Here is a 22774-nt window from a genome sequence, read left to right on the forward strand (position 1 = left end):
CGGCGCCGCACTGGGGAGATTCGGTGATCCGGGTACCGGCTCGGCCGAGGTTCCGGGATTCTGGTGACTACGCATCAGTACGCGGGCCGGAACGCCGCGACAGCAAGAGAGCGAGTCATCCACGTGCCCCCTGTCACCGAGGCCCCGCACAGCACGGAGGCCGCGCTGGAACTCCTGGTCCATGGCGTCGGCGGAGCCACCCCCCAGTCGATGCTCCGGGATCCGCGCGTCGCCCGGGTCACCGGTGATGCGACAGCCGCCGTATTCCGGCGCTCGGGGGACATCGACGCCGAGCGGCATCCGGAGCGGTACCGGGACCGGCCCATCGAGGAGGCGTACTGCTGGTCCAATCTCACCTCCGGCAACGGCTCGCGCGCGCTGTGGCTGCTGCTGCTCCCGTTCATGGTCGTCAACCTGGCCCACTGGATGCGGCCCACAGCCAAGGGCCGCACCCGCGCGGTCCGGCTGTACGGCGTTCTCGTGCGCCTCGTCGCCCTCAGCCTGACCGTCCTGCTGACGGCCGCGGCGTGCGAGGTCGCCCTGGATCTGGTGGCCTGGCAGTGCGCGGGTGTACCGGAGTGCTCGAACCAACGGTCCTGGCTCGGCTTCCTGTCGACGGCGCAGGACGGCTGGTGGTCGCAGCCGGGTCGGCGGCTCGCGCTGGCGGCTCTGGTGCCCACCCTGCTGGTGGGACTGCTCTGGTTCCTGTCCAACCGCACCTGGAGCGCCTACGAGTCGCAGCGCCCGCTCGGCGGCGCGGAACCGGATGACGACGTCCTCGACGACGGGACCGAGGCCACCCCCACGACCGAGGGCCCTGCCGCCGAAACGCCCGTCGTCCGACCCGCCCTCGGCCGCCCCGGCTTCTGGTACGGCCGACGGCTCGTCGCCCGGTTGCGGGCCGCGCACACCGCCGCCGGGTTCCTGACCGTGGCGGCCTCCGTCGCGGGCGCCGCGGCCCGTCACGACCGCGCCGTCACCGGTCCCGTACCCGAGTTCCTGGGGCGGCTGATCGAGGCGATGCTCGTGCTGGGCACGCTCGTCGTGCTCTGGGTGGTCTGCCGCCGTGGTCGCAGCGAGCGGCGGCTCGACAACCGGCTCGACGGCGCCGTCATCAGCTGGCTGCCCGGCACCGCCCTCACCCTGCTCGTCGTCACGACGGTGTACGCGGCCTGGTCCCGTCCCGACTGGGCCTCCGCCGGCACGCTCCCCGGTGACATCACCTTCCGTGTCCTCACCGTCGGCCAGGGCATGCTCGTGGTGGCCCTCGCGGCAGTCGCGCTCGGCCTGTACCGCAGGACGCCCGAGCCCCGTACGGTCATGTACGGACTCGGCGGCCCCGCGGTCGCGATGCTCGCCTGTGCTCTCGGCGGCGTCATGACCGGCGGGGTGGCCCAGCGCGTTGCCGACTGGCTCGACGGACCGGGCACTCCCGGCATGGGCCGGAGCTCCCTCATCGACGGGCCGCCGGTCCTGCTGAGCTGGCAGGCCTCGGTCATCCCGGTACTCCTGGCCCTGCTGCTGATTCCCGCCGTCGTGCTGGGCGTACGCACCTGGCGCGCCGCCCGCGCCATGGAACCCGAGGTCGACAAGGAGTACGGGGAGAAGCGGCCGGACGCCGCCCGCACCCGGCAGATCGCCAGGACCCGGGCCCTGGCCGGGCTCACCGACTCCGCGCCCTGGCTCCTCGGACTGGTATCCGGCGCCACCCTGCTGCTCGGCGCGGGGGCGGTCGCCGGGGCGTGGGTGAGCGGGGAGGTGCCGGGGCTGGCCCTGGACGGTGCCGGCCCGTTCATCGAGTCGGTCGCGGAAGCCGCCCAGTCGACCGGCTCCTGGATGATCGGCTTCGGGTCCATCGTCTTTGTGACCTGTGGCCGACGTGCCTACCGGGACGCCTCCACCCGGCGCACCATCGGCATCCTCTGGGACGTCGGCACGTTCTGGCCGCGCGCAGCCCACCCCTTCGCGCCCCCCTGCTACGCCGAGCGCGCCGTCCCCGACCTGGCCTCCCGGATGTCCGGCTGGACCGGCCGCACCCGCGGCAGGCTCGTCATCTCCGGGCACTCCCAGGGGAGCGTCCTCGCGGCGTCCGCCGTCTGGCAGCTGCCCGCCGAGGCCCGGAAGCGGGTTGCGCTGCTCACCTACGGTTCGCCGATCGAGCGGCTGTACGGGCGCTGGTTCCCGGCCTACTTCGGTCCAGGACCGCTGGATGGACTGCACCGGTCCGTGCACTGCTGGCGCAACCTGTGGCGGGCCACCGACCCGATCGGTGGGCAGGTCCGGCTCGACGTGGGTGCCGGGCCCGAGGTGGACCGGGGGCCTCTGCGGGACCCGCTGGTCTACGGGCGCACGCCGGAGCACCCGCTGCCCGAACCGGTGCTGGGCCACTCGGACTACCAGGCCGACCCGGTCTTCGCCGAGGAACGGGCGGCGCTGCTCGTCCGGCTCGAGCCGGTGCTGCCCCGCCAGACCGACGGGGGCTCCGGGGAGACCCGGAGCCTGTCGGGTGACCTCTGATCGGGTGGCGATCGAAGGTCGCCCGACAGGCTCTCAGGGCAGTTCCGGCAGGTCCTCCGGGTAGAGCAGGGTGAGGTCGTCCGTGCTCGGTTCGGCGAGCTGGGCGACCCGGCCGGCATGCCGCTCGACCATCGACTCGAAGGTCTGGCGGGCGGTCCGGCCATTGCCGAACGCCGGGCCCTTGGGCAGCTCGGTGAAATACTTCAGCAGCGCCTCCCCGGTGCCCTCGGCGAGGCTGTACTCGTGCTCCTCGGCCTGCTGTTCGACGATCCTCAGCAGTTCGGTGGGCTCGTAGTCGCTGAAGGTGATGGTCCGTGAGAAACGGGATGCCACGCCGGGGTTGACGGTGAGGAACCGCTCCATTTCGTGGGTGTAGCCGGCGACGATCACGACCACCGCGTCCCGGTGGTCCTCCATCAGCTTCACGAGCGTGTCGATCGCCTCCCGGCCGAAGTCCCGGCCGGAGTCCTCGGGCGACAGTGCGTACGCCTCGTCGACGAACAGCACCCCGCCGCGCGCCCGCTCGAACGCCTCCTGGGTACGGATGGCGGTCGAGCCGATGTGCTCGCCGACCAGATCGACCCGGGACACCTCGACGAGATGCCCCCGCTCCAGCACCCCGAGCGAGGCCAGGATCTCGCCGTACAGGCGGGCCACGGTCGTCTTGCCGGTGCCGGGGGAGCCGGTGAAGACGAGATGACGTCGCACCGACGCGGCCTTCAGCCCCGCCTCCAGGCGACGGCGGCCCACCTCGATCATGTCGGTGAGTGCACGCACCTCGCGCTTGACGCTGTCCAGGCCGACCAGCGCGTCCAGTTCACCGAGAACGGCGCCCGAGGTCCGCATCGGCTCGGCGGGGGCCTCGACGGCGGCGGTCACGGCCGGGCGCTGCGTGGGCACCGCACCGAGCAGCCCGGGGGCCGACTGGGCCGCCGTCAGTACCGTGGGTGGTGGGGGAGTGGCGGTGCGCAGTGCGCTCTCGTCGCTGGTGCAGTCCTCGACGACCGGGCCCGTTCCCTGCCCGTCGCCGTGCGAGCCGCCCTCGGCGAACTCGTAGCCGCCGCGCGCGCACCGCTCGGTACGGCACCGGGTCAGCGTCGAACGGCAGCCGTCCATGACATGGAAGCCGTATCCGTCACTGCCGGTGACCCGGCAGCTGTCGAAGGTGCCACGTCCCTCGGCGGAGACGTAGAAACCGGCCTCGGCGGGTGAAGTGACCGTGCAGCGCTCGATGGTCGGGTCGGCGCCCTTGGTGACGATGACCCCGGTCTGTGCCGTGTCGATGGTGCAGTTGTTCAATGTGCCGCCGCTGCCGTGGTCGCGGAACCAGGCGCCGGTGGACGCCTCCCGGATCCGGCAGTCGTCGAGTTGTGCGGTCGCCCCGTCGCTCACCGACACCGCCGTGTTGCGGACCTGGGTGAGATCGCTGTCGACGACATCGGCGCGCGAGCCCCGGTCGAGAACGAAGATCGCGTCCGGCACGTCGTGGACCCGGCAGGAGTCCAGTATCACGGTCGCGCCGTCGCTCACCCAGACCGCCGGGTAGTCGCCCGTACTGTCGTGGATCTCGCACTGGTTGGCGTCGACCCGGGTGCCCGGGTCCCACACCGACAGGCCGTTGCGGCCGAAGCGGCGGACCGTGGAACGGGTCAGGGTGAGGACCGAACGGGAGCGCAGATCCACCGCGTTCTCCGGGATGTCATGGATGTCGCAGTCGGCGAGCGTCAGCACCGCGTCCGTGTCGAGCGTGACCCCGTCCGCCGAAGTGCGGTGCACCGTGCAGTCGGTGAGGTGCGCGGAGGCGCGGGCGGTGACCTGAATGCCGCTGCCCTTGATCTCGTACACCTCGCAGCCGACGGCCTCCAGCCCGCTGCCCTCACCGGTGATGCTCAGTCCGGCGCCCGAGGAGTGATGGATCCGGCAGCGTTCCAGCCGCGGATGCGCACCGTCGCGCACCGAGACCCCGGACTGCCCGGCCGACACGATCTCGCACTCCTCGAACACCCCGCCCGCACCGTCCAGCACGGCAATGCCGACCCCGGCCGGATTGTCGACCGTGCAGCGGCGCACGGTCGGCCGGGCCGCACCGCGCACCTCTATCCCGGCCGCCGACCGCGTCACGATCCGCAGATCCGCCAGCTCCGGGGCGCCGTCCTCGACGAGCAGTGCGGGGGCCGCCGAGTCCTGGCCCTCCACATGCAGATCCTGGACGACGGCGGAGGAACGCACCGTCAGCGGTACGCCGTCGACCGGTGCGATCCGGACGGAGCCGACGGAGCCCTCCGGACCGCGCAGGGTCACCGCGCGGTGCAGGACGAGATTCTCCCGGTAGGTGCCCGGCGCGACGGTGAGGACATCACCGTCCGCCGCGGCCTCAAGGGCTGCGGTGAGGGAGGCGTATTCGCCAGTGCGGCGCCGCCACCGCGATGTGCCGGTGTGCGTCACCTGGACCGTGCCCTGTGCCATGGCGCTGTTGTGCCCCCACCTCGTGCGTGTCCGATGCCCGTGCGGCCGGCCTTGCGGCAGGGGTCGTCACGGGTCCGCCCGCCGAAGAGGTGAGCGGACCGGTCCACCGTAGCGCGCGCGGAGGGCGGGAGTTGACGGGATCCCAGCTCATCAGCTGCCGGTGCCGGTCCTGCCCCAGTCCGGACCGGCCTCGGCCCACGCCCGGTCGAGCCGCGCATACCGCCGTTGCACCATGCGCCATACGATCAGGCGCCGCCCGCCCTCGATCAGTGCGATGCCCAGCAGCATCACCCCGAATCCGGCCAGTGCCGCATGGGTGTGGGCCGTGGGGGCATCCATCGGGCGCAGCGCCGGGCGGCCGTCCGAATCGGTCCAGATCCGCACCCTGGTTCCGGGATCGGTGATCTTCGAAAAGGTCGCGACCCTTCCGCTGCGGGGGGTGCCGTCCGGGGCCTTCCAGCGCGCCACCACCGACGTCTGCGTCGTGCGCTCCGAGGAGACCTCGGGGTCGGAGACCAGACGCGGCGGCCCCGACGCCGCGCGCACCACAACCGCCGTCGTGGCATGCCGCTGCGCCTGCTGGAGCCGTACCGACTCCTGCAGGACGTCGTCCGTGAGCGAACCGCACAGCCACCCGAGCGCAGGCGCCGCCACCGTCATCAACAGCAGCGCCACCAGAGCCACCCACGCCTCGCGCCGGTCAGTGGCGCGGCGCAGGGGATTGTGCCGCCAACGCCATACTCCCGATACTGCTCGCACAGTCCTGCACCCCCTTCCGCATCCGTCATATCCCGATACGGCACAGCCCGCGCGCCGAGCAGACGAAGAGAGAGCTACTTCACCCCGTCCAACGCGCGGACCGGTCCCGCGAGTTCCCCCGGCCGGGTCGTCAGCCGAGAATCCGAACCAGGTCCCCGACCCGGATGATTCCGGTCCCGTCCGGAATCAGATACTGGCCGAACAACAGGTCCTGCCCGGTACGGCGGTGGCGCGCGAGCGTACGCAGCGGCTCCTTGCCGCGCTCCGCCGTGTTCTGGTCGGTGGTGGTGATGACACAGCGGTCACAGGGTTTGACCACGCGGAACGGGACGTCGCCGATGGTGATCCCGTCCCAGCCGTCCTCCGCCCACGGCGCCGTGCCGTCCACGACGACATTCGGCCGGAAACGGTTCATCGGCAGCGGGCCCTCGTCCGCGTGGTCGCCTTGCGCGATGAGTGAGTTCAAGGCGTCCAGCGAGGCGCTGGAGGTCAGGAGCAGCGGGTAGCCGTCGGCGAATCCGACGGTCTCACCGGGGCGCGCGTACGCGGGATTGATGAGGCGGCGGGTCGCGGGCGCGTCGAGATGGACGAGCCGGACCTCCGTGCCCAGGCGCTCGCTGAACCAGGTGTGGGCGGCGGCCGCAGCCTCCACCACCTCGATGGCGGACCGGTGCAGCGTCACGGGGACGGTGCGTCCGGGCTCGGGCACCTCGACGGCCAGCGGCGCGCTCCCCGGCGCGGACAGACCGATGCCGCCCCCGGGCAGCGGCACGGCGGAGACCAGCGCCATGCGCGGCTGCTGCCGCTGCGTGACGGCCCGGCCCGCGGTGTCGACCAGCATCCACCGGCGGTCGCCGTCGAGTCCCCATGGCTCGACGGCGGCCTCACCGGGCGCGTATCCGGCCAGCGACTTGACCGGATGGATGTGTACGGCGCGCAGTACGGGAGGACGCATGCCCCCATCCTGCCAGTCCCCCGGGCCCGTCCTTCGGATCGGGCCCGGGGACGGACCGCGGCCGTGCGCAGCGGCTCAGTACCCCCGGCTCTGGTACGGGCGGTTGTACGGGTCCTCGTACGGAGAGGGCGCGGGGACGGGCCGCGGCGACGCCGGGCGCATCGACTCGTACCCCGTGCCCGGCGCCGGGCGCTGCTGCTGGGGCTGAGGCGTCTGGTAGCCGCCCCGCATGCCGGTCGGCTGCTGCGGGATGTACGGCGCGGGAGCGTGCTGCAGATGAGCCGGCTGCATCGGCGCGTAGTTCTGCTGCGATGCGGCCGGCTGCTGCGGGTAGCCGTACGACGGGTTCGGCTGGGAAGGCGCCGCGGGAAGCGCCGGCAGAGCCGACGGGAGCGCCGGCAGGTAGCTGTTTCCGGTGTCGTACGCGGCCGGCACTCGGATCGGCGCAATCTGGGGCGTACCGCGCTCCGCGACGAGGGAGTCGTAGATCGGAGTGTCGGGGAACGACGGTGCGGCGTAGTAGCCGCCGCCGTAGGTGGAGCGGGGGGAGGTCATGGCACCTAAGTTAAGCCCACGATGTGCTGGTTGGGGAGCCCGATAAGAGGGTTGGTTTACGAGATGTGAGTGAACCGCGATCCCCAATGCGAGCGAACTTGGGAAAAAAGGGGCGCCGAGACGCGTTGTAATCGTGTATAGGGCGAGTTCGCGGGGGGTTACCGGCAGATCGCCGGACGGGACCCGGCGCGACTGTGGGCCCCGTGGCAGGGTGCGGATTAGGTTGGCACGGAAAAGTCTTCGGGTAGCCGGACTCGTGATGGGGGCGAGCATGACCATGCTAAAAGGAGCCAATGTTCCAGTGGCGGCCCAGGCCGTGCGGGTCGAATTGGGGTGGCGTAACGTCCCGGGGACGCCGGACGTCGATGCATCGGCGCTCCTTCTCGTGTCGGGAAAGGTGCGCAGCGACGCGGACTTCGTCTTTTACAACCAGCCGGTGCACGGCTCCGGCGCGGTACGTCATGAGGGCAAACGGAACGCCGCCGGCAGTGTCACGGACAGCCTCGCGGTGGATCTGGCGCGAGTGGAGCCCGTCATCGAGCGCATCGTCCTGGCCGCCTCCGCGGACGGTGGGAGCTTCGGGCGCGTGGAGGCCCTGTACGTACGGATCATGGACATCTCGAACGGCGCTGAGATCGCGCGCTTCGACAGCGCGGACGCGACGGTGGAGACCGCATTCATTCTCGGCGAGCTCTACCGTCGGCAGGGCACCTGGAAATTCCGGGCCGTGGGGCAGGGATACAGCAGCGGTCTCGAAGGCCTCGCCACGGACTTCGGCATTTCCGTCGACGAGCCGCAACAACCCCAACGGCATCAGCAATCGCACCAGCCCCTTCAGTCTCAACGACCCCAAGCGGCAACACGAGTTGATCTGCCGTCACCGCCCCGGCATCCCCCGCACGCGCAGCCCCCGGCCGCCGCTCCGTCGGCACCCCAGGTGCCCCCTGCCGCGCCGCCCGTACCGTCGTCCCCCCAGCCCGTCCGGCTCTCCAAGGTGACGCTCACCAAGGACACCCCGTCCGTCTCCCTCGCCAAACAGGGCGGCACGTCGGGAGTCATGCGCGTCAATCTCAACTGGGAGGTGCGCAAACAGTTCAAGAGCTGGGGCAGCAAACTCGGCAGGGCCATCGCCAACCACGCGGATCTCGACCTTGACCTCTGTGCCCTCTACGAACTGGCCGATGGCAGGAAGGGAGTCGTGCAGGCGCTCGGAAACGCCTTCGGCGCTCTCGGGCAGCCCCCGTATATCCATCTCGACGGGGACGACCGCACCGGCGCCGTCTCCACCGGCGAGAACCTGACCATCAACCTCGACCACAAGGACCGGCTCCGCCGAGTCCTGATCTTCGTCACCATCTATGAAGGCGCCCGGAGTTTCGCCGATCTGCATGCGACCGTCACCCTGCAGCCGCAGCACGGCGCCGCGATCGACTTCTCGCTCGACGAATGCACCGTTCCCTCCACCGTCTGCGCACTCGCACTCATCACCAACAATGGGGGAGACCTCACCGTGCAGCGCGAAGCCCGCTATCTCGTACCCGAACGCGGGGTGAGTCCGCAGCGCACCATCGACTACGCCTATGGGTGGGGGATGAACTGGACACCCGGCCGTAAATGACCCCCGGTCCGTCCGGGTCCCGCCACTGCGGACGGTCCGGTGTTCCCTCCGCTCATCGGTCCGGTGCGGCCTCGGGACGGGCGTAGGTACGCCCCTTCCAGGCCGCGCCGCGGCCGCGGTGGTGCTGCACGGCCGAGTCCACCGTCATCAGCAGGTACAGCACGGCGGTGAACGGCAGCAACGGCGCGAGCCACATCGACTGCCGGTAGTAGCCGAGCATCGGCATGTACGTCCCCGCCATCACCGCCCACGCCGCGCCACCGGCCCACGCCGCCGGCCGGTCGCCGCCCAGCAGCCCTGCCGCCAGCGTGACCGGCGGGGCGAGATAGACGAGCGCGAGACCCAGCACCGTACCGATGAGCAGAACCGTGCTGTGCCGCAACTGTGCGTACGCGCTGCGCGAGACCATCCGCCACAGATCCGCCAGCCGGGGATACGGCCGCACGCTGTCCACCCGCTCCGCGAGCCCCAGCCAGATCCGTCCGCCGCTGCGCTTCACCGCACGCGCCAGCGACACGTCGTCGATGACCGCCTGCCGGATGGACTCCGGAACCCGCGCCCGCTCGACGGCCCCGGTCCGCAGCAGAACACAGCCGCCCGCCGCGGCCGCGGTCCGTGCCTTCGCACGGTTCACCCACCGGAACGGATAGAGCTGCGAGAAGAAGTACACGAACGCCGGCACGACAAGGCGCTCCCAGACACTCGCCACCCGCAGCCGGGCCATCTGCGAGACCAGATCGAACCCGCCGGAACAGGCGGCGGCCACCAGCTCCCGCAGACTGTCCGGCTCGTGCGCGATGTCCGCGTCCGTGAGCAGCAGAAATTCCGGCGCCGGCTCCCGGGCCCGCGCGAGCGCGATCCCGTGCCGTACGGCCCAGAGCTTGCCCGTCCAGCCGGACTCCGGCTCCCCGGGAGACACCACCGTCACCGGCAGCCCGCCGTACCGCACGGACAGCGCACGGGCGAGATCACCGGTGCCGTCCTTGCTGCAGTCGTCGACCAGGAAGATCTCCGCTGCCCCCGGATAGTCCTGCGCCTGCAGCGACGGCAGACTCACCGGCAGCATGTCGGCTTCGTCACGCGCGGGCACGACGATCGCGACCGACGGCCAGCGGTCCGGCACCGCACGCCGAGGCAGCCGCTGGTCGGTCCGCCAGAAGAACCCCTGTCCCAGCAGCAGCCACACCCATGCGGCCAGCGAACCCACGGCGATCCAGGCAACGGCGCTCATTTGCCGCAGTCTGCCCCACTCCGACGAGACCGCAAGGGCGGTCGACTATGGTGACCGGGTGAAGATCGCGCTCATGGACTCAGGAATCGGCCTGCTCCCGGCGGCCGCCGCGGTACGTCGGCTGAGGCCCGACGCCGATCTGGTGCTCTCCTCCGACCCCGAAAGCATGCCCTGGGGTCCGCGGACGCCGCAGGACCTGACCGTGCACGCGCTGGCCGTGGCCCGCGCGGCCGCCGCCCACCGGCCCGACGCGCTGATCGTCGCCTGCAACACCGCCTCCGTGCACGCCCTGCCGACGCTCCGTGCCGCGCTGGAACCCACGCTGCCCGTCATCGGCACCGTCCCCGCGATCAAGCCGGCCGCGGCCGGTGGCGGACCCGTCGCCATCTGGGCGACCCCCGCCACGACGGGCAGTCCGTACCAGCGCGGACTCATCCGGGAATTCGCCGGCTCCGTCGACGTCACCGAGGTCCCCTGCCCCGGTCTCGCGGACGCTGTGCAGAACGCGGACGAAGCCGCGATCGACCGTGCCGTCGCCGCAGCCGCCGCGCTCACTCCAACGGGCGTACGGGCCGTCGTTCTCGGCTGCACCCATTACGAACTGGTCGCCGAACGGATCCGTGCCGCCGTGCAGCAGCCCGGCCGGCCGCCCGTAGCACTGCACGGCTCCGCAGGGGCCGTCGCCGCCCAGGCGCTGCGCCGGATCGGCGTCGCACCCGCCCCCTCGGCCGAACCGGCCACCTCCCTCACCGTGCTCCTGAGCGGCCGTGACGCCGAGCTTCCGGCAGCCGCCCTGACCTACGCCGAGGGGCGGCTGCTGGCCGCCGTCAGCCCCGCCCACTGAGCCGTCGTCGACTCGGCGAGGGCCGTTGGGCCCATCCCGGATGCCCGGATTCTGAGTACCCTGCTGGCATGAGGGACCACCCCCGGAAACCGAGCGAGACCGGTGCCGAGGCGGCTCCCGCCGTCTGGACCGGCCGGGCCACCAACAAGGCGCAGTGGATGCTCGCCGCAGCCGGTGCGGCGTGCACGGCACTGGGTATCGAGCTCGCCGTGAGCTCCAACTGGACCTCCGGCATCGCCCCCCTGCTGATGTCGGTGATCGGCTGCGTGGCGGCCGGACTGCTCATGCTGTTCGGGACGCTCGCCTTTGTGAGTGTGGCCGTGCGGGTCGACGGAGACGCTCTGGAGGTCCGCTGCGGACACATGGGTCTGCCGCGCCGCCGGATCCTGCTCACCCATGTGGTCGGGGCGGACTTCGTCCCCCGGATCACCCCCCGCCATTGGGGCGGCTGGGGCTACCGGTGGCGCCCCGAGCAGGGGACGGCCGTGGTGGTCCGCAGGGGAGAGGGCCTGGTGCTCAGGCTCGGCGACGGCCGGACGTTCACCGTGACGGTGGACGATGCGGAAGAGGGCGTACGGTTCATCCGCGAACGGCTCCACCTGCCGACGGCCGACGCAACTGCCGGGACCTGAGCGGCAAGCGGTGTCCTGCCCGTCAGAGGGGGGTGCGACCGACCCGCGGACGGCGTCCGGCCGCGGTCCCCGTGCCGCACGCGGCACGGTCCGCATCCTCGGCACCGTCCGTACGGGATGTGTCCGCCGTGCCGTCCCCGATCGGCTGCCGGGCCGAGGCCAGCCCCGCGAGCAGCCCCACGCCCACCGTCACCGGCGTGAAGCTCAGCACGTTCCCGACACTGGCCAGCGCCGCCAATGCGGTGAGCGCGGAGCCCGCCGTCAGCACGACCGCCGTGCCGCGGGGTGAGCGCCACAGCACGTACAGCAGCCAGCCGAACGCCGCCCCCAGCAGCGCCAGCCCCACGATCCCCTGCTCGGCGGCCTGCTGCAGCGGCGCCGAGTGGGGCTTCCCGTCCGACCGCACGGTCTGCTGGGCGGTGGGGCTGAGTTCGGCGAACCGGTCGGGCCCGATGCCCAGCAGCGGATGATCCTCGGCGAGATCCACAGCGTCCTGCCAGAGCAGCACCCGGTTCCGGGTGAGCTGCCCCTCCAGGGAGACCATCAGCCCGTCGGGCAGCGCATCCTCGGCCACCGCCCATGACGTACCGACGACCAGCGCCGTGACCAGCGCCAGCCCGGTCAGACCGAGCAGTCTTCGACGCATCCTGACCGCGGCCAACGAACTGAGCAGCACTCCGAGTGCCATGGCGAACCCGGCCACCGAGTGCAGGGCCGACGCGGCGCAGGCGGCGCCGAGCGCGAGCAGTCGCAGCGCGAGACGCACCGGTGCCCGGCGGGCCGCCGCGGCCGCACAGCAGGCGGCGCCCGCGGCCAGCACCAGCAGCGCGGCCGCCGCCCCGGTGTGACCGGGCGCGACATCGCCGGCGGCGGTGGCGCCCGGCATGCCACCGCGCCAGACGAGCGCCAGGACGAGGGCGGCGACGCCTGCGACCGCCGCGGTGGCCACCGGCAGCAGCGTGCCGCAGATCCGGCCGCAGGCGAATCCTGCGGCGACTGCCAGCAGCGCCAGCAGCACACCCTCCGGCCTCGTCTCCCGCCCGGCCGCGCTGATCAAGGACCAGATCGCGCAGGCGGCGAGGATCACGGCTCCGGCGGCATCGGACGCGTTGCCGCGTTCCCGAGCCCCGTACCGGCCCGCCCGTGCAGTCATCGCGTCCGACCCCCCGAACTGTGACCGTCCCGTCCACGACGGCCGGATCCGGCCGGTCGGCGGGGGACTGGCGCACACGGTAACGGGAGTGCTGCGGGTTTGTGGAGGTAAAGCGCAGGAACGATCCGGCAGGAAGCATTCCGAATGCATTCCGTCCCCGCCCCGGGGCTGCCCCGCGCTTGCCTCACCACCGTAGACTCCGCCAGGTGAGCGCCACCATCAGCCCAGTCGACAACCCGCAGTCCTCCGCCACTCAGCCGCGGGGGAGACGGTTCCTGCCGCGGCTCGCACGGCCGGCCGCGGCCGTGCTGTCGGGTGCGCTGCTGTATCTGAGCTTCCCGCCCCGACCGCTGTGGTGGCTGGTTCTGCCCGGTTTCGCACTGCTCGGCTGGGTCCTGCACGGCCGCCGGCTGCGCGCCGGATTCGGCCTCGGCCTGCTCGCCGGGCTCGGCTTCATGCTGCCGCTGCTGCACTGGACGGGCGAGGAGGTCGGTCCGGTGCCGTGGCTGGCCCTCGCCACCGCCGAAGCGCTGTTCGTCGCCGTGGGCTGCATCGGGGTCGCCGCCGTGTCCCGGCTCGCCTGGTGGCCGGTCTGGGCCGCCGCCGTCTGGGCCCTGGACGAGGCGGTCCGGGCCCGGGTGCCGTTCGGCGGGTTCCCCTGGGGCAAGATCGCCTTCGGGCAGGCGGACGGCGTGTTCCTGCCGCTCGCGGCGGTGGGCGGCACGCCGCTGCTCTCGTTCGCGGTGGTGCTGTGCGGCTTCGGGTTGTTCGAAGCGGTGCGTTCCTTCCGCGCATACCGCAGCACCGGTCGTATTCCCCGCGCCGCGGTCGCCGCCGCGACCGCGACCGTTCTCGTACCCCTGGCCGCGGCGCTGGCCGCGCGCCCGCTCGTCGACGACTCGGCGGAGGACGGAACCGCGACCGTCGCCGCGATCCAGGGCAATGTGCCGCGCCTCGGACTCGACTTCAACGCCCAGCGCCGCGCCGTTCTCGACAACCACGCACACCGCACCGAACAGCTCGCCCGCGAGGTGAAGGCGGGCAAGGTACCGCAGCCCGACTTCGTCCTGTGGCCCGAGAACTCCTCCGATCTCGACCCCTACCGCAATGCCGACGCGCGGATCGTCATCGACGAAGCGGTGAAGGCGATCAACGCCCCCACCGTGGTCGGCGCGGTCATCGAGCCCGACACCGGCAAGCTGCGCAACACCCTCATCCAGTGGGACCCTTCGGGCGGCCCCGTCGCCACGTACGACAAGCGCCATGTCCAGCCGTTCGGCGAATACATGCCGATGCGTTCGTTCGCACGCATCTTCAGCTCCGACGTCGACCGGGTCCAGCGCGACTTCGGACCGGGCAAGAAGGTCGGCGTGTTCGACCTCGCGGGCACCAAGGTGGGGCTCGTGACCTGCTACGAGGCCGCGTTCGACGACGCCGTACGCGACACGGTCGAGCACGGCGGCCAGCTGATCGCGGTCCCCAGCAACAACGCCACCTTCGGCCGCAGCGAGATGACGTACCAGCAGCTGGCCATGAGCCGGGTGCGGGCCGTGGAACACAGCCGGTCCGTCGTCGTCCCCGTCACCAGCGGCGTCAGCGCGATCATCCGCCCGGACGGGACGATCGTCCAGAAGACGAAGATGTTCACCCCGGACGCGCTGGTGGACAAGGTGCCGCTGCGCTCCTCGCTGACCCCCGCGACCCGGCTGGGCACGCTCCCCGAAGGGCTGCTCGTGCTGATCGCCGCAGCGGGACTGGGCTGGGTGACCGTCAGGTCGGTACGGGCGCGCCGAGGACGCTGAACGGTGGCGTGGGCCACGTAAGGTCGGCGCATGGCAATTCCTGACTTCATCCGTGAGATCCGTGCCACGGCGGGCACACAGCTGCTCCTGCTGCCGGGCGTCAGCGCCGTGGTCTTCGACGACGAGGGCAGGGTTCTGCTCGGCAGACGTTCCGACACCGGCAAGTGGGCGCTCATCGGCGGCATCTGCGAACCGGGGGAGCAGCCCGCGACGACGGCGGTGCGTGAGGTGTACGAGGAGACCGCCGTGCACTGTGTGGCGGAGCGGGTGGTGCTCACCCAGGCGCTGAACCCCGTGCAGTACGCCAATGGCGACCGGTGCCAGTTCCTGGACATCACCTTCCGCTGCAGGGCGACCGGCGGTCAGGCGCGCGTCAATGACGACGAGTCCCTGGAGGTGGACTGGTTCCCGCTCGACGCCCTGCCACCGTTGAACGAGTTCGGCCTCTTCCGGATCAAGCAGTCCCTGACCGATGAACCGACCTGGTTCGAGCCGACGGTCCAGCCGTGACGCGGTAGTACACGCACCGTGGCCGTACGGGCCGGGAAACCGGCCCGTACGGCCACCGGAACTCAGGCGGTACGGGCATCGGCGGGCAGCGCCGCGGGCGCGTCCGGCTCCGGCGTCGCCTCGATGTCCGAGAGATCCCGGTGCCGGGTCTCCTTGGCGCACACGACCGCCAGCACCGTGATGAGCGCCGCGGCGATGACGTACAGCGAGATCGGTGTCGAGCTCTTGTAGTCCGCGAGCAGCGCGGTGGCGATGAGCGGCGCCGGAGCACCCGCCGCGACCGATGCGAACTGCGCACCGATCGACGCACCCGAGTACCGCATCCGGGTCGCGAACATCTCCGAGAAGAAGGCTGCCTGCGGTGCGTACATCGCCCCGTGGAAGATGAGGCCGACGGTGACGGCGATCAGCAGACCGCCGAAGCTGCGGCTGTCGATCAGTGCGAAGAACGGGAACATCCACAGCCCCACACCGACCGCACCGACCAGATACACGGGCTTGCGGCCGATCCGGTCCGACAGCGCGCCCCACACCGGGATGACCGCGAAGTGGATGGCGGAGGCGATGAGCACGGCGTTCAGCGCCGTCTGCTTGCTCAGGTCGGCGGCCGTCACCGCGTAGACGAGGATGAACGCGGTGATCACGTAGTAGCTGATGTTCTCCGCCATCCTGGCGCCCATGGCGATGAGCACATCCCGCCAGTGGTGCCGCAGCACGGCGACGAGCGGCATCTTCTCGGCACCCGCCGCGGCCGCCTTGCGCCCCTCGGCCTGCGCCAACGCCGCCTTGAACACCGGCGATTCATCGACAGAGAGACGAATCCACAAGCCGACGACCACCAGCACACCGGAGAGCAGGAACGGGATGCGCCAGCCCCACGCCCCGAAGGCCGAGTCCGACATCAGGGCGGTGAGCGCGGAGAGCACCCCGGTGGCGAGCAACTGCCCTGCCGGCGCCCCGGTCTGCGGCCAGGAGGCCCAGAAACCGCGCCGCTTCGCATCCCCGTGCTCCGACACCAGCAGCACGGCGCCGCCCCACTCACCACCGAGGGCGAAGCCCTGCACCAGACGCAGCACCGTGAGCAGCACGGGGGCGGCGGCGCCGACGGTGGCATGCGTGGGCAGCAGCCCGATGGCGAAGGTCGCGCCTCCCATCAGCAGCAGACTCAGCACCAGCAGTTTCTTGCGGCCGAGCCGGTCGCCGTAGTGCCCGAAGACCAGGGCGCCGAGCGGCCGGGCGGCGAAGCCGACCGCGTAGGTGAGGAAGGAGAGGAGCGTTCCGACGAGCGGTTCGGAGTCGGGGAAGAACAGCTTGTTGAAGACCAGCGCGGCTGCTGACCCGTAGAGAAAGAAGTCGTACCACTCGATGGTGGTGCCGATGAGACTCGCGGCGACGATGCGCTTGAGCGAGCGGGTGGTCGGTGGGGCGGATGCCGAGGCAGCCATGGATACCACTTCCGGACGGTTGCGGGGACGTTTCCGTGTCGCCACACCGTAGGAAGGGCCAGGTCAGGGGCGTATGTGGTGGGGGACCATAGTTAGGGAGACCGCTGTGCGCGCGGGCAACATGGGGCTGCCGCGGGGCCCTTGCCAGGGCTCCAGCGAGGTGTTCAGGGGCTCCGCCCGACATGCGATATTTGGCACGCTCTGGGACTGATTCCCGCGCCCAAGAAGGTGTTTGAAGTAGGCGGATTGCCGACCGACCGACTGCCGCACCCACCCGGTGTGGGGGCCGGCGAGCGCGGCCGCGGCATTGGCCCCGCATGGATCGAAACGCTCGACGGCTTCCTCGACCCACTCGGGTCGGCGGCCACCGGAACCGCCGAGGGCGAGTGGCTCATCGGTGTGAGCTCCCCTTGGCCCCCCCACCTGCGCGCCGCCACCGTGCTCGAAGAGGCCGCTTCCGGCACCGAGGCACTCGCCCTCATCCGGGCCACTACGCGGCGGTCGGTGCCCCGGTGACACGCCGATTGCCGCCGTTGTGCTTCTGCCACAGCTGGTAGACCTCGACGGCCGCGTCCTGCGGCTCGTGGCGCATCGGCAGGCGGCGCTCGGTGTAGTCCTTGGCGAACTCGGCGTAGAAGGTGTCGAGTTCGAAGTACTTGCGGTCGTCCACGTAGTGCGGCTCGTAGGCGTCGCGGGTGGTGAGGAAGACGACCTCGTCGGGGGAGCAGTAGTACAGCGAACCCAGGCACATGGGGCAGGGGTGCGCGAGCACATAGATGGTGGTGCCGACCAGGTGCTCCGTGCCGAGCTTCCTGCAGGCCTCGCGGATGGCGAGGATTTCCGCGTGTGCGGTGGGGTCGGAGGTCTGGGCGACTTTGTTGGGGCTCTCGGCGAGGATCTCGCCGTCCTTGACGATGACGGTGGCGAAGGGGCGTCCGCCCTCTTCGACGTTCTGGCGGGCGATGTCGATGGTGCGCTGGGCGAAGTCCATGCTGAGGCCTCCGGTGGAAAGGGGGCGCCTGGCGACAGGCGGTGTCCCGGGGGAAGAGGGAGAGGGGGCGGGCCGGAGGGACCGTGTCGCGCTCCGGCCCGCCACGGTCGATGGGCGGACTGTCAGAAGGGCTTGGTCGGGAGGTACTTGCCGTCCAGCGTGATGACGGCGCGCTCGCCGCCCTCGGGGTCGGCGACCTTCTTCACGTCGAGCTTGAAGTTGATCGCGCTGATGATGCCGTCCCCGAATTGCTCGTGGACCAGGGCCTTGAGGGTCGTGCCGTAGACCTGGAGCATCTCGTAGAACCGGTAGATGGTCGGGTCGGTCGGAACCCCGCCGGGGATCGACCCACGGGTCGGGATGGTCTGCAGCAGCATCACTGCGTCGGCATCCAGGTCCAGCAGCTCCGCGACGGCATGGGCGGCCGTCTCCGGCAGGGCGTGCTGGCCGAGCACCGCCGCGGTGACGAAGGCGACCGACAGGCCTGCGGCATCAGCGATCTGCTGCCAGGTCAGGTCCTTGCGGGTCTTGGCCTCGACGGCGGTGGCGGCGAGGATCTGGCGTGCGGTGGGGTCGAACTGGGCGTGTGTCATGGGAAGGATTCCTTTCTGCGGTACCGGCCTCGAGGAGTGGCCGACGAGTTCGGTGGGGTGGTGGGTCATGTCGCGGCCGCGACGTCATCGATCGTCTCGATGGCTCCCATCGCGGTGTCGAACATCCAGCCGTGCAGGGTGGGTGTCCGATCGGCCACGGCGCGGGCCGTCGCGGCGTCCGCGTGCCGCAGCCCGCAGGCGATCACCGGCGTGGTGCTGGGGTCGTGTTCCCCCGGCCGGGGCGGTCACGGCTCCGCGCACGGAGTGACCGCAGACGACGAAGTCCTCACGCCCAGTACGGCGACGGCGTACGCGTTGCTTGCTGCGACACCGTCCGGTCCTGGGGTGTAGGCCGGGACCCGATTTCCTGCGGTGCACAGTCAGTCCCTTCGGTGGTTGCCGACCCGACGGGCTGACGGAATCAACCATGCACGAGCAGCCCCTATAGTGTCCAAGTCTTGATATCCATAAAGTCGATTGATCACATCTATAGCTCGCCACTGGCGGGGCCGTCAGGGTGATCGGATATCGAATGCGGGGTCGTCCGTCGCGGGTGGGGCTGTCCCGCGATCGGTCGACGCCGCGGGTGTGCCTGCGTCGGGTGCGGTGGTCAGGGCGGCCGGGCAGGGCCCGGGCTCCGGATCGGTGGCGGGGTACCGGCCGGTGATGAAGAATCCGGACAGCCTTGGGTCAAGCGGGCTGGGCCGATCGGTTACCGGTTGCCCGGGCTGTCGGCCGAAGTTTCGACCGGGCGCTCCCGACATGGGAAAATCGATGTCCCTGCAGTCACGATCCGTCACCCGGAGCGACATCTGCTGGGTGTGGGGCTACTGAGAGGAATCGCCATGAAACGCCGGATCGCCCCCATTCTGAGCGCCGCTGCGCTCGCGGCCGGAGTTCTGGGCATCAGCGCACCATCGGCGAGTGCCGTGCCCGGAGAGTGCGCCTACACCTCGTCGACCTACCGGCCGGCCCTGCAGTACGGCAACACGGGAGTGGCCGTGAAGCAGGCCCAGTGCCTGTCGAATGTCTGGGGCGGTGTGCCCAAACTGACCGTTGACGGCACCCTCGGCAGTCGGACGCTCACCAAGATCAAGTGGATCCAGGGGTGTCACGGCCTGGCCAAGGACGGAATCATCGGCGCTGATACGTGGAACGTCCTCTACAACCCGGCTCTCGACTGCTACGACCCCTACCCGGGCTGAAAATGCCCAGTTGGCCGACGCCTGTCCCGCACGCGTCGGAATGGAGCGTGCGGAACAGGTTCCAGCCCCCATGGCGGGACACCGTCGGCCGGGATCGCACTCGCGCCGACGACCATCAGGCCCCACCGACGGCAGTCACTCGGTACTGATCGCGCCGGTGGCCATGGAGGTCGCCGGTCTGCAGGTCCAGCTGACGGGCCTCACCGTGTCGGTGGCGCGGTGGAGGCGGCCCAGGAACCGGCGGCCACCTCGTCGGAGTCGAGCACGTCCTCGCCGTAGAGATCCTCCAGCCAGTTGGTCTGGTAAATGGTGTCGAGGTACCGCTCGCCGAGATCCGGGCCGACGGCTACGGCGGTGAGATCGGGGGCGTCATGCCGGGCCAACCAGTCCGTTGCGCCGCTGACCACCGTGCCGGTGGAGCCGCCGAACAGGAATCCGCGCCGTGCCAGACGATGGCAGGTACGAACGGTGTCCGCCTCCTCGACACGTATCACCTCATCCACGTAGGACTCGTCGAGCAGCGGTGGGCGCATGCTCATCCCCAGGCCGGGAATCATCCGGCGGCCCGGCGAACCGCCGAAGGACACCGAGCCGACGCTGTCCACTGCGATGATCCGCACCGGCCGGTGCCACTCCCGGAAGTACCGCGCGCAGCCCATCAGGGTGCCCGTGGTGCCGGCCCCGACGAACAGTACGTCCAGCCGCGGGAACTGGCGGGCGATCTCCGGTGCCGTCCTGCGGTAGTGCGCCTTCCAGTTGCTCGGATTGGTGTACTGACTGAGCCACACGTACCGATCGTCGGAGGCGCACAGCGCACGGATGTACTCGATCCGCGCGCCGAGAAAGCCGCCGTTGGCCTCCTGCCCGGCGATCATGTGCACCTGGCTGCCCAACGCCTCCATCATCATCCTGGTCGACAGGTTGCCGCGGGCGTCTGTCACGCACAGGAACCGGTAGCCCTTGCTTGCCGCGATCATGCTCAGTGCCACGCCGAGGTTTCCGGACGAGGACTCGACCAGGATCGATTCCGGCGTCAGGACTCCATCCCGCTCAGCGGCCTCCACCATCTCGGTCGCGGCCTTCAACTTGATCGAGCCGGCGAAGTTGAAGCCCTCACACTTCAGGAAGAGCGAGTGCCCGAAGATCGACCGAAGGTCGACATAGAGCTCCTCTTCGTTGAAGGCGTAGGGAACGGATACGACGGGCACGATGGTCTCCTCTGTCTGGAGCAGAGCACTTCCGGAACGTCCATCCGACCGTGGGCGGGCTTCTCGGTCTTGCTGGCGGGAGCCACTGCCCAACCGGGCCGGACGGGGCCCTGCGTCAGCGGTCGCTGTCTCGTACGCCCTGACCTGCGGCGACTTGACCGGCGATCTCTCCTGGGATGGGTTCTGGACAGGCCTCCCGGGCTCCGGGCCGACTCATCCGTAGCGGCTCAGTTCGTGGAAGAAGTCGTCGACGACGTGCAACTCGCCGCGGCGGACCACTTCGTCGTAGACGTCTTTGCCCACTGCGAGGTCGAGCACCCCGAGGCCGAAGGGCGAGAACACCACCGGCCGGTCCGCCGGCACTGTCACGCGCCCGGCCATCACGTCGTCCAACGTGCCGTGCAGGAACTCCCGGTTGCCGGTGAGCTGCTCCGCCAGATGCGGCGAGGTGTCGGCTTTCAGACAGTGCTCGATGTCATCGACGATGTTGGTCGAGGCGAGCAGGATCTCCGGCGCGAGGTCGCGCAGCGACACGTGCAGCACCAGCGGATGGTGTGCGAACCATGACAGGTCGCTGACATGCGGCCGGCCGGCGACGGTGGCGAAGACCACCAGGTCGCTGTGTCGGATCAACTGCTCGGCGCTGTCGTGCACGGTGATCCGGCCGGTGGTCCCCGACTGCTCCAGGTAGCACCGGAAGCCCGCCGCGCTGTCGGCGGACAGGTCGTGCACACCGATCTCGTCGAACGACCAGCCGGTGCCGGCCAGGAAGGTGTGGATGTAACGGGCGATCAGGCCCACCCCGACGAACCCGACACGCGTCGGTCGCGGCCGGTTGCGGCTGAGCCAGTCGGCCGCCGACGCCGCCGACGCGGCCGTCCTGGTGGCGCTGATGATCGAGCTTTCCAGGCAGGCGAACGGGTAGCCGGTGTCGTGGTCGTTGAGGATCAGCACGGCGGAGGCCCTCGGGATGCCGGCCGTCACGTTCTCCGGAAAGCTGGAGATCCATTTCAGGCCGTCCACCCCCACCTCGCCGCCGATCGAGGCGGGCAGCGCGATGATCCGTGAGGACGGGCGGTCGGGGAAGCGCAGGAAGTACGACGGCGGGTTCACCGAATCACCGGCGCCGTGCACCCGGTAGGTGGCCTCGACCAACTCCACGATCTGTTTCTCGCGCCCGTGCAGCGCGCGCTGGACCTGGGCACCGGAGATCACGGCGAACGGGGGCACGGTGACCGGAGCGGACATTGCGGACTTCATGGCGGTGGAACCGATGGTGGTCATCCCGCGGTCACCTCGACGGTCGGCGAGCAGTCGGCCAGACGTATCGGGTCGGCCATGGCGACGAGCACCTCGCGCGGTCCTTCGAAGGGCTCCCTGCTGTGCGCGGTGCGGACATTGTCGACGAGCATCAGGTCGCCGGTCTGCCACGGCTCGCGTGCGGTGTTGGCCTCGTACACGCTGTTGAGCAGCTGCACGACGTCCTCGCCGATCGGGTCGCCGTTGCCGAAGCGGGTGTTGAACGGCAGCCCGTCGGCGCCGTAGACGTCGACCAGGTACTCGCGCACCTCGGGGGCCATCGTCCACTCGTTGAGGAACGCGATCTGGTTGAACCAGCAGCGTCGGCCGGTGACCGGGTGACGCACCACGGCGCTGCGGCGCTGTCTGGTGCGCAGTCCGCCGTCGGGCTGCCACTCGAACGTGATTGCGTTGGCACGGCAGTAGCTCTCGACGGTGCCACGGTCCGCGGTGCCGAACGCCTCGGCGACGGAGGCCCCGATCTCGTCGTTGTAGCTGCGGGTGAGCAGCCAGCCCTCCCGCTCGAACCGCTCGGTCAGGTCGGCGGGCAGCGCATCGAGCACGGTCGGTGAGTCGGCCACCGCGGTTGCCCCGCCGGCGGTGGGCGCGCCGAGGCAGGCGAACATCATCAGGCCGGGGAACTCGAGCGTGTAGCTCAGTTCGTGGTGCATGCACATCGGCTGGTTCGACGGCCACTTCGATGAGGAGTACACGCGGTCGGAGTAGGTCCGTCGGGGCGAGAAGACCTCCTTCTCGGTCATCAGACCGGTGGCCAGTCCCGAGAAGACGGCGCCGGTCCCGTCCACGTCGCGCAGCCCGAGGCCGCGGACCAGGACCGAACCGTGCTCGGCGACGACAGCGCGCAGCGCGTCCCGGTGCTCGGCCGCCCAGCTCGGCGCGTCGCCGGTGGCCTCGGCCCGGAGGAGAGGAGGTTTGCCGGTTCCGAGTTCGACGTCGAGCGGCGACGCCGTGGATATGGAAGACATCTCGG

At 70.6% G+C, this 22774-nt stretch carries 21 protein-coding genes; 8 read left to right on the top strand and 13 right to left on the bottom strand.

Annotated elements, in window-relative coordinates:
- The first annotated feature begins 210 nt into the window (after positions 1-210).
- Positions 211-2517, top strand: a complete 2307-nt coding sequence (locus tag ACFU6I_RS04415) for a hypothetical protein (protein WP_384361622.1) — start codon at positions 211-213, stop codon at positions 2515-2517.
- 33 nt (positions 2518-2550) lie between these two features.
- Here the strand turns inward: ACFU6I_RS04415 and ACFU6I_RS04420 are convergent, their stop codons facing one another.
- The 4 genes from ACFU6I_RS04420 to ACFU6I_RS04435 form a co-directional block, all read right to left on the bottom strand.
- Positions 2551-4983 carry a right-handed parallel beta-helix repeat-containing protein gene (locus ACFU6I_RS04420; protein WP_384361375.1) on the bottom strand — a complete coding sequence of 811 codons (2433 nt, stop codon included), beginning with the start codon at positions 4981-4983 and terminating at the stop codon, positions 2551-2553.
- Positions 4984-5133: 150 nt separating this feature from the next.
- Entirely contained in the window at positions 5134-5742 is a 609-nt protein-coding gene (locus ACFU6I_RS04425; protein ID WP_384361378.1) for a hypothetical protein, read from the bottom strand.
- Positions 5743-5872: 130 nt separating this feature from the next.
- Entirely contained in the window at positions 5873-6697 is an 825-nt protein-coding gene (locus ACFU6I_RS04430) for an MOSC domain-containing protein (protein ID WP_384361381.1), read from the bottom strand.
- 75 nt (positions 6698-6772) lie between these two features.
- The gene (locus ACFU6I_RS04435; RefSeq protein ID WP_384361384.1) at positions 6773-7252 is read right to left on the bottom strand and encodes a DUF6643 family protein; all 480 of its coding nucleotides are present in this window, start codon (positions 7250-7252) and stop codon (positions 6773-6775) included.
- 259 nt (positions 7253-7511) lie between these two features.
- Between ACFU6I_RS04435 and ACFU6I_RS04440 the strand changes: the two genes are divergently transcribed.
- Positions 7512-8870 (top strand): TerD family protein, encoded by a 1359-nt coding sequence (locus ACFU6I_RS04440; RefSeq protein WP_384361387.1) that lies wholly within the window; start codon positions 7512-7514, stop codon positions 8868-8870.
- 52 nt (positions 8871-8922) lie between these two features.
- Here ACFU6I_RS04440 and ACFU6I_RS04445 read toward each other — a convergent pair whose 3' ends face one another.
- Positions 8923-10101, bottom strand: a complete 1179-nt coding sequence (locus ACFU6I_RS04445) for a glycosyltransferase (RefSeq protein WP_384361390.1) — start codon at positions 10099-10101, stop codon at positions 8923-8925.
- Positions 10102-10159: 58 nt separating this feature from the next.
- Between ACFU6I_RS04445 and ACFU6I_RS04450 the strand changes: the two genes are divergently transcribed.
- Both ACFU6I_RS04450 and ACFU6I_RS04455 read left to right on the top strand, forming a co-directional pair.
- A complete protein-coding gene (locus ACFU6I_RS04450; RefSeq protein ID WP_384361393.1) occupies positions 10160-10945 on the top strand; it encodes a glutamate racemase in 786 nt (261 codons plus the stop codon).
- A 68-nt stretch (positions 10946-11013) separates the two neighbouring features.
- Positions 11014-11577 carry a hypothetical protein gene (locus ACFU6I_RS04455; RefSeq protein WP_384361396.1) on the top strand — a complete coding sequence of 188 codons (564 nt, stop codon included), beginning with the start codon at positions 11014-11016 and terminating at the stop codon, positions 11575-11577.
- A gap of 22 nt (positions 11578-11599) precedes the next feature.
- Here the strand turns inward: ACFU6I_RS04455 and ACFU6I_RS04460 are convergent, their stop codons facing one another.
- Positions 11600-12730, bottom strand: coding sequence for an O-antigen ligase family protein (locus ACFU6I_RS04460; RefSeq protein ID WP_384361399.1), 1131 nt, complete (start codon positions 12728-12730; stop codon positions 11600-11602).
- 206 nt (positions 12731-12936) lie between these two features.
- Between ACFU6I_RS04460 and lnt the strand changes: the two genes are divergently transcribed.
- Together lnt and ACFU6I_RS04470 are read left to right on the top strand one after the other, a co-directional pair.
- The gene (lnt, locus tag ACFU6I_RS04465; protein WP_384361402.1) at positions 12937-14532 is read left to right on the top strand and encodes an apolipoprotein N-acyltransferase; all 1596 of its coding nucleotides are present in this window, start codon (positions 12937-12939) and stop codon (positions 14530-14532) included.
- 30 nt (positions 14533-14562) lie between these two features.
- Positions 14563-15042, top strand: coding sequence for an NUDIX domain-containing protein (locus ACFU6I_RS04470; protein ID WP_327247960.1), 480 nt, complete (start codon positions 14563-14565; stop codon positions 15040-15042).
- A 62-nt stretch (positions 15043-15104) separates the two neighbouring features.
- Here ACFU6I_RS04470 and ACFU6I_RS04475 read toward each other — a convergent pair whose 3' ends face one another.
- Entirely contained in the window at positions 15105-16487 is a 1383-nt protein-coding gene (locus ACFU6I_RS04475) for an MFS transporter (RefSeq protein ID WP_384361405.1), read from the bottom strand.
- A gap of 246 nt (positions 16488-16733) precedes the next feature.
- Between ACFU6I_RS04475 and ACFU6I_RS04480 the strand changes: the two genes are divergently transcribed.
- The gene (locus tag ACFU6I_RS04480) at positions 16734-17003 is read left to right on the top strand and encodes a hypothetical protein (RefSeq protein WP_384361408.1); all 270 of its coding nucleotides are present in this window, start codon (positions 16734-16736) and stop codon (positions 17001-17003) included.
- Here the strand turns inward: ACFU6I_RS04480 and ACFU6I_RS04485 are convergent.
- The 3 genes from ACFU6I_RS04485 to ACFU6I_RS04495 form a co-directional block, all read right to left on the bottom strand.
- Complete coding sequence (locus ACFU6I_RS04485) at positions 16978-17478, bottom strand: nucleoside deaminase (protein ID WP_384361411.1); 501 nt, start codon at positions 17476-17478, stop codon at positions 16978-16980. The two genes, ACFU6I_RS04480 and ACFU6I_RS04485, sit on opposite strands and share 26 nt — an antisense overlap.
- A gap of 122 nt (positions 17479-17600) precedes the next feature.
- The gene (gene cynS / locus ACFU6I_RS04490; RefSeq protein WP_384361413.1) at positions 17601-18071 is read right to left on the bottom strand and encodes a cyanase; all 471 of its coding nucleotides are present in this window, start codon (positions 18069-18071) and stop codon (positions 17601-17603) included.
- A gap of 65 nt (positions 18072-18136) precedes the next feature.
- Complete coding sequence (locus ACFU6I_RS04495; protein WP_384361416.1) at positions 18137-18277, bottom strand: hypothetical protein; 141 nt, start codon at positions 18275-18277, stop codon at positions 18137-18139.
- 639 nt (positions 18278-18916) lie between these two features.
- Here ACFU6I_RS04495 and ACFU6I_RS04500 point away from each other — a divergent pair.
- The gene (locus tag ACFU6I_RS04500) at positions 18917-19276 is read left to right on the top strand and encodes a peptidoglycan-binding protein (protein WP_384361419.1); all 360 of its coding nucleotides are present in this window, start codon (positions 18917-18919) and stop codon (positions 19274-19276) included.
- A 200-nt stretch (positions 19277-19476) separates the two neighbouring features.
- Here ACFU6I_RS04500 and sbnA read toward each other — a convergent pair whose 3' ends face one another.
- The 3 genes from sbnA to ACFU6I_RS04515 all read right to left on the bottom strand — a co-directional run bounded on the left by sbnA (position 19477) and on the right by ACFU6I_RS04515 (position 22769).
- The gene (sbnA, locus tag ACFU6I_RS04505; protein ID WP_384361422.1) at positions 19477-20484 is read right to left on the bottom strand and encodes a 2,3-diaminopropionate biosynthesis protein SbnA; all 1008 of its coding nucleotides are present in this window, start codon (positions 20482-20484) and stop codon (positions 19477-19479) included.
- A gap of 213 nt (positions 20485-20697) precedes the next feature.
- Entirely contained in the window at positions 20698-21768 is a 1071-nt protein-coding gene (sbnB, locus tag ACFU6I_RS04510; protein WP_384361424.1) for a 2,3-diaminopropionate biosynthesis protein SbnB, read from the bottom strand.
- Positions 21765-22769: a TauD/TfdA family dioxygenase gene (locus tag ACFU6I_RS04515; RefSeq protein ID WP_384361427.1), complete on the bottom strand. Its 1005-nt coding sequence runs from the start codon at positions 22767-22769 to the stop codon at positions 21765-21767. The genes sbnB and ACFU6I_RS04515 overlap by 4 nt, the downstream gene beginning before the upstream one ends.
- Between the last annotated feature and the right edge of the window lie 5 nt (positions 22770-22774).

Origin of the sequence: Streptomyces sp. NPDC057486 (assembly GCF_042802415.1) — a bacterium.
Classification (GTDB): domain Bacteria; phylum Actinomycetota; class Actinomycetes; order Streptomycetales; family Streptomycetaceae; genus Streptomyces; species Streptomyces yanii.

What these genes read in the sequence shown, in the direction of transcription:
- ACFU6I_RS04415 (WP_384361622.1), top strand. Translation starts at nt 211, where the DNA reads ATGCTCCGGGATCCGCGCGTCGCCCGGGTCACCGGTGATGCGACAGCC.
- ACFU6I_RS04420 (WP_384361375.1), bottom strand. Translation starts at nt 4,983, where the DNA reads ATGGCACAGGGCACGGTCCAGGTGACGCACACCGGCACATCGCGGTGG.
- ACFU6I_RS04430 (WP_384361381.1), bottom strand. Translation starts at nt 6,697, where the DNA reads ATGCGTCCTCCCGTACTGCGCGCCGTACACATCCATCCGGTCAAGTCG.
- ACFU6I_RS04435 (WP_384361384.1), bottom strand. Translation starts at nt 7,252, where the DNA reads ATGACCTCCCCCCGCTCCACCTACGGCGGCGGCTACTACGCCGCACCG.
- ACFU6I_RS04440 (WP_384361387.1), top strand. Translation starts at nt 7,512, where the DNA reads ATGGGGGCGAGCATGACCATGCTAAAAGGAGCCAATGTTCCAGTGGCG.
- ACFU6I_RS04445 (WP_384361390.1), bottom strand. Translation starts at nt 10,101, where the DNA reads ATGAGCGCCGTTGCCTGGATCGCCGTGGGTTCGCTGGCCGCATGGGTG.
- ACFU6I_RS04455 (WP_384361396.1), top strand. Translation starts at nt 11,014, where the DNA reads ATGAGGGACCACCCCCGGAAACCGAGCGAGACCGGTGCCGAGGCGGCT.
- ACFU6I_RS04460 (WP_384361399.1), bottom strand. Translation starts at nt 12,730, where the DNA reads ATGACTGCACGGGCGGGCCGGTACGGGGCTCGGGAACGCGGCAACGCG.
- ACFU6I_RS04470 (WP_327247960.1), top strand. Translation starts at nt 14,563, where the DNA reads ATGGCAATTCCTGACTTCATCCGTGAGATCCGTGCCACGGCGGGCACA.
- ACFU6I_RS04475 (WP_384361405.1), bottom strand. Translation starts at nt 16,487, where the DNA reads ATGGCTGCCTCGGCATCCGCCCCACCGACCACCCGCTCGCTCAAGCGC.
- ACFU6I_RS04485 (WP_384361411.1), bottom strand. Translation starts at nt 17,478, where the DNA reads ATGGACTTCGCCCAGCGCACCATCGACATCGCCCGCCAGAACGTCGAA.
- cynS (WP_384361413.1), bottom strand. Translation starts at nt 18,071, where the DNA reads ATGACACACGCCCAGTTCGACCCCACCGCACGCCAGATCCTCGCCGCC.
- ACFU6I_RS04500 (WP_384361419.1), top strand. Translation starts at nt 18,917, where the DNA reads ATGAAACGCCGGATCGCCCCCATTCTGAGCGCCGCTGCGCTCGCGGCC.
- sbnB (WP_384361424.1), bottom strand. Translation starts at nt 21,768, where the DNA reads ATGACCACCATCGGTTCCACCGCCATGAAGTCCGCAATGTCCGCTCCG.
- ACFU6I_RS04515 (WP_384361427.1), bottom strand. Translation starts at nt 22,769, where the DNA reads ATGTCTTCCATATCCACGGCGTCGCCGCTCGACGTCGAACTCGGAACC.